Source organism: Vagococcus silagei, assembly GCF_004795745.1.
Classification (GTDB): Bacteria; Bacillota; Bacilli; order Lactobacillales; family Vagococcaceae; genus Vagococcus; species Vagococcus silagei.
In genome coordinates this window covers 1-7,081 of the sequence record NZ_SDGV01000005.1, presented here as the reverse complement: position 1 = coordinate 7,081, position 7,081 = coordinate 1, and the positions used below count along the sequence as shown (strand labels likewise).

Genomic DNA, 7,081 nt, shown 5'->3' with positions numbered 1-7,081 from the left:
GACCGATTCAAAGCATCAGCATCAAACTTAACTTTTTTAGTTTGATGATAATATGATTCTATTAAAACGAGTTCATCTGTAGTAAGATGTGTATAGGTCATTTGTGATCACTCTCCTTGTTTTCTTTTGTCGGAAGTACAATTTGAGTGTATCACAAATGATTTTTTAGTTGTCTAGCTTAATTTTACAATCGGCGACCTAAAAAAATAATCAATAAACAAGTACCGATTAACAAAACAAAAAATAGTAAAAAACAATGTAAAAAATATGTTTCAGGCAATGCTAGAATAATCGGGTCTTCACTTGGATTAAAAATCCAATCATTATTATTAAAAAATAATTGATGGAACATGACAAAGAATTGATCAAATGCTACTAACATCATCATAACAAGCGCCACAAACCCACCTAAAATTACTTGAAATGGCCTGATTAACCGCCAAAATAATTTTTCTTTTACCAATTTTCGTAAAAATAATATATTCGGAATTAAAGTTACCAATAACACACCATAATTCAATTGAAATAAATTTTTTACTTGTTCAAAATGAAATAAACCACTGGCAGAACTTGGAAAATCACTCATATTTAAAGATGAAATCCAAAAGAAATTTAAGTAACGCATTAATTCATCGTAGTTTTTCATTAAAACTGTTTTGGATAACGGCACATTATCCAAAATATTTAAATAGCCTACATCAATCGAATACAACCAGCGTGAATTAATTGTTACTGTGATGACAAGTGTTAGGATTCCTAAAAATAGTAACACAACATTTAAATGCCATTTAAAATTTGTCTTCACTTAGAAAACCCACTCATCCAGTGTGTTGACAACATGTGTCGGAGCAACAGGCAAAGAAGCCACTTTGTCTTCTGGAGTAAACCCTGTTAAGACTAGTAAAGTGTCGATTCCATTACGAATACCTGCTTGAATATCTGTTTCATAATTATCACCAACCATAATGACATCTTCTTTGGCTAAACCTAAAGTTTTCACCGAAGAATTCATAATAATAGCTTCTGGTTTACCAATAAAGACTGGTTTAACTTGAGTTGCCATTTCGATTGAGGCAATAAGTGAACCTGCACCAGGAACTAAACCACGTTGTGTCGGAATGTTCTTATCAGGATTAGTCCCAATAAAATGGGCCCCATTACGAATCGCAAGTGTGGCAATTGCTAATTTTTCATAAGTTAAATTTGAGTCTAGGCCAACCACAACATAATCAGGATTTTCCTCATCCCAAACATAGCCAGCATCCTTGATGCCTTGTTTTAATCCTGACTCACCAATAACATAAACTTTCTTGCCTAAAGCCTTATCGTTCATATAATCAACTGTAGCAAGTGTTGCTGTATAAATTGATGCTGCTGGAACATGAATATCAAACGATTCACTCAAACGTGCTTGCACGTCTGCTGGTGATTTTGTTGTATTATTAGTCACAAATAAATACGGTATTTCTCTTGCTTGTAGTGCTTCAACAAACGGTTTTGCTGCTGGAATTGCCGCCGAACCTAAATACATTGTTCCATCTAAATCAATTAAGTAACCTTTGTATGACATAAGTTCCCCCTAGTTATCTTTTTGTCGAATGACAAATGAATTCTTTTTTTGTTGGCCTTGTTTTAGTTCTTTTTTGACCGGTTTTTTCTCATTTTTAGGTTTTGGCTCATTTACTTTTTTCTTAAATTTTGGTTTCTTTTTAGGTCGTTTGACATCTTTACGACGTTCTTCAGTATGAGCCTGATTTTTATTTTTGTTTTTATTTTTATTTCGCGGTCTACCTGGAGACGTATCGCGACCTTTTCTTTGAAATTCACCTGTTTGTTCAATTACAAAATAAGCACAGCCAAAATTACAATATTCATATAAGTAATCTTCAAGATGACCTATTTTAGCATCAATCGCGGCATTACGAAAATCATCTTTAAAAAAGCCTTTTAAACGTAACTGATCGTAACCCCAATCGCCAACAATATAATCATATTTATTTAAAATATCATGATAACGTTCTAAAAGTTTACGATAATCAAAAGCATCGCGGTAATCTTTAACAAGTCGATATTCACCACTACCGGCAATAAAGTGATCCGGAGTAAAGTTTGCGACTAATTCTTCAATTCTTAGCTCTTCTGCTGACATTTGATTTTCTGTAGGTTCATCTATAACACTTTCTTCAACGATATCAAGCGTTTCTTCAATCTGTTTTTCCATTTTATCACCATCCATTATTCATTCAAACGATGCAAATAATCTCCGACAATCTCTCTTAAAAATAAGCTTGAAATAATTTCAACCTTGCCCTGATTAAACCAATCGCTAAAGAATGGCAAAAAGGTGAGATGATCTACTGTTACCAAAGTATACTGAGTATCGTCACTCACTATTTCTTGGCCAACTCTTATTCCGTTTGACTTAAAATCACTAATACTATGATACCATATTTCACCAAAAACTTTACCTCGAAATTTCATTCCAATGATCGTCTTTTCTTTTAGTTCTTCACGCCGATATTCAATTTCACTGACTAAAGCTTTTAAGGTTCGTCCATCAAGCTGGATTTTTACTAAGTTCATTGGGTGTGGCAGTATATGATGTAAATCAAAACGCGTCACTACTCCTGCATTAAGTGAACCTAGAAATAAACCCGAATTAATGATGGCACAATCCGCATGACTTTTTTGCATCATAGCTTCAAGTGTCACTTCGATTAACGTCTTTTCTGCTCCTAACGGATTTTTTATTATTGCAACCTCTGTTGCTTTTAAACGTTTTTCACCTTCCGTTTGGTAATTTATAATAGACTCTTTATCTTTTGGGAAAATCGGTTCATTTGAAACGGAAAAAGTTTGTGCTGCTTTACTTACTAGTTTACCATCTTCGAATAGCAACTTAATCTCTCCTAGATACTCCCCATAGCGTCCACAAGCAGTTAGAAGTGTATCATTCACCATTAACCCTTCTTCGAGTAAATGATGCGTATGGCTGCCGATAATCACCTTAATTGCAGGAAATTTCTGAGCAATCTCCTTGTCCATTGGCAAGCCAAGATGTGAGAGGAGGATAATTTCGTCTGATTCCGCAGTAATTTTTGCTAGATTTTGTTCTAACCAAAGTAAAGGCTCAGTAACCAACCAGCCGAATGGTTCATAAGTCAAAGTCATTGGTGCTGTTAAGGCAATCAAAGCTATTTTAACCCCAAAATCAGTTGTGTAGAAAGACACTTCCTTACCCCATTTTGGTTCTCGACCTTTTACTTGATCTTTTAAATTAGAAATAATTACTTCAAATTCAGCATGGTCAAATAAATGATTTAACTGTGTTTTGGTATTTGTAATACCTTCATTATTCCCAATTGTAACAAAATCATACTTAGCTTGATTTAATGCTCTGACATTTTCTTGACCATTTGATGCTTCAGTTAATGGATGTTGACGGTCCATAAAGTCGCCTAAATCAATGGTCAAATAATCACTTTGATTTTTTTGTGCCAGCATTTGTCTTCTTGAAATTATTCTTGAAAGACGAGGCCAATTTTCAAAATGCGAATGAATATCATTTGTATGAATTAGTGTTAAAGTATTGCTCATTCAATCCCCGCCTTTATTAATTTGCTCTCTTATTTTAGCACAACTTTACGCAGAAGAATGTTTTCAACAACTAAAAAATCATTAGCATCTAAATGAATAGACACTAATGATTTCTCTAATTTATGCAATGAATTTATTAATCTCAATTTTTTTAATTTTTTTCACTTCGAACATCATACTTAGTACAAGTACAAGTAGCATCAAAACAATTGGAATCGTTATGGTTGGTACAATATGTTGTCCCGTTCCACTAAGCCAACCTAAAGCTTTAACAAAATAAACATACATACTACGTGTCCAAAAACTAAAGCTAACAATCAAAGCAACTAAAATAATTAGTAAGCTTGATAAGACAATCAACAATTTACTTAGTTTCCACGAATAAGTTGCAATGGCAATTGCATTCGCAATTTGACTGACTGTGAAAAGCCCAATCGTTAAAATCAAAATTGCTAAGAAAATTTCAAGATACATGTTTAATTTAAATTCTTTAAGATAAACAATTCTAATTGCATCTGAATGAATTGTAAAATTCGAAATATCAAGACGGAAAATCAATTGATTAATTCCCTCGATGACAATACTTGCTAAAAAGCAGATTAGCAATTGAGCTGTCATTGATTGATATAGGATTTCTTTGCGCGTCATCGATTGATAACTATAAAACGTAATTTCTTTAGCTAAATTAACCCAAATAATCACGAAAAGAAATAAAACAAACAAATAACTAACTTCTTCAACTTGGAAAGTCAAAATTTTATAGTATTGACTCACAAAGCTAACACCAATCGCAAGGACATAAAGAACTAAAAAGGCAAGTAGCATTTTAAGATACAACTGTATTTGGTTCTTAAAGATTGTATTATTCTTTTTCAACTGGCAACGCCTCACTTTCTTCATTCACATTACGCGTAATATGGATGAATAATTCTTGTAAGTTTAATGAGCGCACATCTATTGGATAATCACTTGCAGCGTAAACTTCCTCTTCAGTTAAACGTGCACAAACTTGCAGATAACCATTTTGATAGATTTGACCAATAATATTACGTTGTTTGACAAAATCACGCACAAATTTATCTTCGCCTTCAATCATATAAGCTTCATCAACTAATTTTGATACATAGTCATGAACAATGACCTGACCATCTTCCATAATAATTACCTTTTCAACCAGTGATTCAATTTCATCAATTGAGTGTGTTGATAAAATAATTGTTTTCGGATAACGACGGAAACTCGCTTGCAAATCTTGGTATAAAGAAAAACGATGTGTTGCATCTAACGAGAATGTCGGTTCATCCAATAAGAGATAATCCGTATCAACACTAAATGCTAAACAACTTCTAAAAATCATTTGTTTTTGAATGGATAAACGATGAAAATGTGCATTCAGATCAAGCTCATATTTCTCAATTAATCCCTTAAAAACATGCATCATAAAATCTGGATAACATTGGCTCGTCCACTTCATGATATGTTTTAATTTTGCACTTTTTGGATAAATATTATCCTGTGACTGGAAATAAACCTTTTTGACAACCGAAGGATCCTCGACAATGTCTTTTTCATCAATTTCAAGATAACCTTCCGTTGCATAGCGAAGATTAGCTAAAATTCGCATTAACGTTGTTTTACCCGAATCATTTTGTCCAATTAGACCGTAAATACGTTGATCATCAATCTCTAGATTAATATCATTTAAGATTAACAGTCCATCGACTACTTTTGACAAGTCTTTTACTTGAATACCCATAGTAGTACTTCCTCTCCTTCTAAAATAAAACTTCTGATAACATCATATTCTACAATTGTTACAAACATATAACAACAGCCTAACAAAAGATAACAAGATAGCATACCATATTTCAAAAAGTATCAATTAACATGCTATTTCTTGAACGTTATTCCCCGATAAACTCAATTTTGATTTCTTTTGCGATTGATTTCAGAAGTAATTTATTTTCTTCAGTCAATGGCTCTTTCCCCATCAGTGCGACAGAGAAAATGACATCCCCTGTTCGCCCCTTATACAGTAATGCTGTTTGATCTTTTGACCCCTGTAGTGCTTCTTCCATCAAGCCTAGATACTTGACGGGCGTCTCTTTGTCCCAATCAATCCCTTCTAATTCGTAACCTGAAATTTCCCCATAGATTGATTGGTTATTGTCTGCGGCATTCAGTTGCAATGTAATACTTGGGTCATCTAAATTTCGGAAAGTTCCCCATAATTTTTGACTTGTAAATTTTCCATCCGAAAGCTGACTAAACTCTTGATTGTTAAAACTAATTTTACTGCGGCCAATCATTAAGTTGTTAATAATATCAGTCCGTTTTTTCTTTTTATTAATATCATCAGCAGTTAAAACTTTAATTGTATCTGCTTTAGGTATTTTTATGGCTGCTTCTTTTTTGCCACAACTTGATAATGTAATCACCGAAGTTCCCAAGAGTAAGAGTATTGTTTTTTTCTTCAATTGCAACGCTCCTTTCGTGACACAAGTATACTATAAATTGGCTAAAATTTCTCTGTTATTACCAATTTTTTGGACTCCAAAGTGTTCCATCCAACTCACCCTCTGCTATTGTCAGTCGATGATATTGTGTTTGGACTACTTCTTTTAAAGACAGTAGTAATGCTTGTTCTTCATAGTTTAGTGGTTCTTTTAAGACATTTTCAATTTCATGTAACATCCAGTCTTCTCGTGTCACCATTATTCCTCCTTCATCTCTTTTAAACTATGCTCAAGAGTTGATAATTCGTCTCGATTTTCTTCAATTTCTTCAATCAGCATCTGAATCTTTTCTTCAAATTTAGGATGATTCTTTTGAATTTTTAACAATTGTTCTAAATGCCATTGCTCAGATATTTCAAAACTAAAGCTTTTTTCCATCGAAACATATTGTTGATACTTAATTAAAGCCTGTTTAGTTTCAATTTCAGTTAGATAGCTTAAATTACTCAAACTAAATATTGGTAAATAGCTCATATTAAATTTATTCGCAATGGCTTCAAATGGACGCATCAGTTCTGATAGCGTAAATTTTTCACGACCACCTGCTTGAAATTCACTCGACTTAACACCAAGTGACACAACCAAGCCAAGTTCTTTATTTGCCAATGTTTCTTCTATCCCTGATAATGAGAGAATTTGGTCTAACCAATCTTTCAAGCATGCTGGACAGCTATACCAGTACAAAGGAAATTGCAAAATGATTCTTTGATGGTCCACCATTAGTTGTTGTGCTTTTTCAATTTCTAAACCCGCTGTAGCATCAAAGAATGTCACATTTTCAAAAGTTTGCACGGCTTCCTTAAAAAATTGTTGTGTTCTAGAATCCTGAATATTAGGATGTCCAATCACAATTAGTGTTTTCAATTTACTATCAACTCCTATTGATCTTTTACTGTTACTATCTTACTCGATTTTTTCCAAAAAGAAAAACCAATAGCTTCAATTTGGGCTCTATAATTTATGGGACT

Annotated in this window: 9 protein-coding genes and 1 pseudogene; all 10 read right to left on the bottom strand. The window is 33.2% G+C overall.

The annotated features are described in order from the left end of the window. Nucleotides 1–101: pseudogene (locus ESZ54_RS02785) on the bottom strand (IS30 family transposase); the annotation flags it as partial. 83 nt (nucleotides 102–184) lie between these two features. Next, entirely contained in the window at nucleotides 185–805 is a 621-nt protein-coding gene (locus ESZ54_RS02780; protein WP_136136159.1) for a TIGR01906 family membrane protein, read from the bottom strand. Further along, nucleotides 806–1,570, bottom strand: coding sequence for a TIGR01457 family HAD-type hydrolase (locus tag ESZ54_RS02775; RefSeq protein WP_136136158.1), 765 nt, complete (start codon nucleotides 1,568–1,570; stop codon nucleotides 806–808). A 9-nt stretch (nucleotides 1,571–1,579) separates the two neighbouring features. Then, nucleotides 1,580–2,221, bottom strand: coding sequence for a YutD family protein (locus ESZ54_RS02770; protein WP_239433732.1), 642 nt, complete (start codon nucleotides 2,219–2,221; stop codon nucleotides 1,580–1,582). Nucleotides 2,222–2,235: 14 nt separating this feature from the next. After that, entirely contained in the window at nucleotides 2,236–3,597 is a 1,362-nt protein-coding gene (locus tag ESZ54_RS02765; RefSeq protein ID WP_136136157.1) for a bifunctional metallophosphatase/5'-nucleotidase, read from the bottom strand. A gap of 120 nt (nucleotides 3,598–3,717) precedes the next feature. Then, nucleotides 3,718–4,473 carry a hypothetical protein gene (locus ESZ54_RS02760; RefSeq protein WP_136136156.1) on the bottom strand — a complete coding sequence of 252 codons (756 nt, stop codon included), beginning with the start codon at nucleotides 4,471–4,473 and terminating at the stop codon, nucleotides 3,718–3,720. Then, on the bottom strand, nucleotides 4,460–5,353 hold the full coding sequence (locus tag ESZ54_RS02755) for an ATP-binding cassette domain-containing protein (RefSeq protein ID WP_136136155.1): 894 nt from the start codon (nucleotides 5,351–5,353) through the stop codon (nucleotides 4,460–4,462). Before ESZ54_RS02755 ends, ESZ54_RS02760 begins: the two co-directional genes overlap by 14 nt. A 148-nt stretch (nucleotides 5,354–5,501) precedes the next feature. Beyond that, nucleotides 5,502–6,074 carry a hypothetical protein gene (locus ESZ54_RS02750; RefSeq protein WP_136136154.1) on the bottom strand — a complete coding sequence of 191 codons (573 nt, stop codon included), beginning with the start codon at nucleotides 6,072–6,074 and terminating at the stop codon, nucleotides 5,502–5,504. A gap of 58 nt (nucleotides 6,075–6,132) precedes the next feature. Continuing rightward, nucleotides 6,133–6,309 (bottom strand): hypothetical protein, encoded by a 177-nt coding sequence (locus ESZ54_RS12480; RefSeq protein WP_162615071.1) that lies wholly within the window; start codon nucleotides 6,307–6,309, stop codon nucleotides 6,133–6,135. Nucleotides 6,310–6,311: 2 nt separating this feature from the next. Beyond that, entirely contained in the window at nucleotides 6,312–6,977 is a 666-nt protein-coding gene (locus ESZ54_RS02745) for an NAD(P)H-dependent oxidoreductase (RefSeq protein ID WP_162615070.1), read from the bottom strand. Nucleotides 6,978–7,081: the final 104 nt, after the last annotated feature.